The sequence below is a fragment of the Cedecea sp. AS113 genome (assembly GCF_037152415.1).
Classification (GTDB): domain Bacteria; phylum Pseudomonadota; class Gammaproteobacteria; order Enterobacterales; family Enterobacteriaceae; genus Cedecea.
This window is the reverse complement of record NZ_JBBCMI010000046.1, coordinates 1-1,993: the sequence shown is the minus strand read 5'-3', so window position 1 is coordinate 1,993 and position 1,993 is coordinate 1. Positions and strand designations below refer to the sequence as shown.

At 43.7% G+C, this 1,993-nt stretch carries 1 protein-coding gene; it reads right to left on the bottom strand.

The genetic code is table 11. From position 1 onward, the window contains the following. On the bottom strand, positions 1–1,593 hold a 1,593-nt coding region (locus WFN87_RS23915), incomplete at its 3' end, for an autotransporter-associated beta strand repeat-containing protein (RefSeq protein WP_336983972.1). Between the last annotated feature and the right edge of the window lie 400 nt (positions 1,594–1,993).

The window sequence follows — 1,993 nt, the reverse complement described above, 5'->3', positions numbered from 1 at the left end:
AAGGGTCGCACCTTCAGCTACCGTCACACCGGAAGTGGAGGCAAAAGTATCCTCAACACCGGTTTTAAGTGTGCCGCGGCTGACCGTAGTAGTACCTGTGTAGGTATTGGTTCCGGATAAAATAAAGCTGCCTTCACCATTTTTACTTATGCCTCCCCTGCCAGAAATCTTGCCTGAAAATGTGGTAGCGGTGCCAGCAGTATTATTTTCCGTGAGGGTATTATCGCCTAGTAGAATCTCTCCTTTTCCGGATAGGGCATTTACTTGCTGATTGTAACCTCCAAGATCTAAACTGGCACCAGAGTTAACGACCAAGCTGTGGGAGGTCATGATTGCATTTTCCACACCCGTCTTGAGCGTTCCTTTCTCAATCAGAGTATCGCCAGTATAAGTATTGTTACCGCTTAAAATCAGCGTTCCATCTCCTAATTTTTGTAGGCTGCCCGTGCCTGCTATAATGCCTGAAAGTGACATGCCTACACTGTTAGTGTCTAATGAAGAGATACTATTTCCATTTAGATTGATATCGATGCTGGATGTTAGCGTCGATTTGTATGCCTGAAGGATTCCACCGTCGAGAGTAAAAAGGGGTGGAATACTGCTTCCCCCATAAACAATGCCGTTCTGCCCGCCAATGGACAGTTTGCCGCCATTGGAAATGATCATCTCCGTAGTGCCAGCAGAACTTGTCGCAAGGTATAATTTGTCTGCAACGGTGATGCTTGCTCCGTCGGTAACCGTAGTTTTGGCTGTACCTTCATCTGCGCCGAGATAGAAAGTATTAACATTTAACGCTGAGCCCTCACCCATGACGGTAATAGCGGTGTCAGAATTGTCATTGCTGTTACCGGCAGCGAGCATATCTGCATTGACAATGCCACCATTAGATATATTGAGATATCCAGTTCCACCTCGGCCGTAACCAGTCCCCCCCATACTTAGTAATGCTCCATTAGAGACATTAACAATACCTCCATCGGATACGTTTAGTTCTCCGATAAAACCTTGAGCTCCAATTGTTAATTGCTGAAATGGGGTGCCGGCCGCATCGCGGCCAGGCTTTACAGTCAGAACTGAACCATTTCCCTGTACGTTAATCGTGCCTTCAGCTCCATATCCGGTGTAAACATCAAACGAGTTAACCTTGCCGCCATCGATAATGTTGAGAATATTGTTTTTACCTCCTCCAGCATTACCAACACGGATCTGGGGGCTGGTTAGTGATGAGCCATTTCCGGAAACTACAATATATGACGACAGACTGTTATCGCTTCCAATGAAAATATTTTGCTCTGCTAACACAGTTGCACCATTTTGCACCTGCATATAAGCTTCTTTATCGCCCGATGCAGCACCGTTACCGATACTTATGGTGCCGCTTAGCGGTAATGTATTAGTATACTTTGCGGCAATTGATGTGCCCGATCCTGTAACAACAAAATTTGATGAGGTATTATATTTTTCACTGTACGTGAGAAAGCTTGCAAATTCTCTTGAACCACTTTCGTAAACAGTGTCACTTGATGCTGAAACTCCAAAGTTTATTCCATAAGCGATCATGGAAATCGATATGGCAATTTTTTTAATTTTCAAAGCATATTCCTTAAGCTCTGGTGTTAATGAGTGGGTAATTTATAATTGATACTCTGGTGTTTTTATTTTTATGAGGTTGCTTTGAATCTTTGCAAAAAAATATTAATGTATTAGCATTATCAGATAGGGGAGCATGCTCCTTTTCTTATGGCGCTTTCAGGTAAGCTACCGCCCGTTACGATACCAAGTACACTAGGGAAAATAATTATCAATACTTGTGGCGAGTTACTATCAATGAACATGCATTTATTTGCGCCTTATTCATCCTCATATGAAGAGTTCACGTATGTGGTGATGCTGCCAACTTACTGATTTAGTGTATGATGGTGTTTTTGAGGTGCTCCAGTGGCTTCCATTTCTATCAGCTGTCCTTCCTGCTCCGCTACTGAAGGCGTGGTGC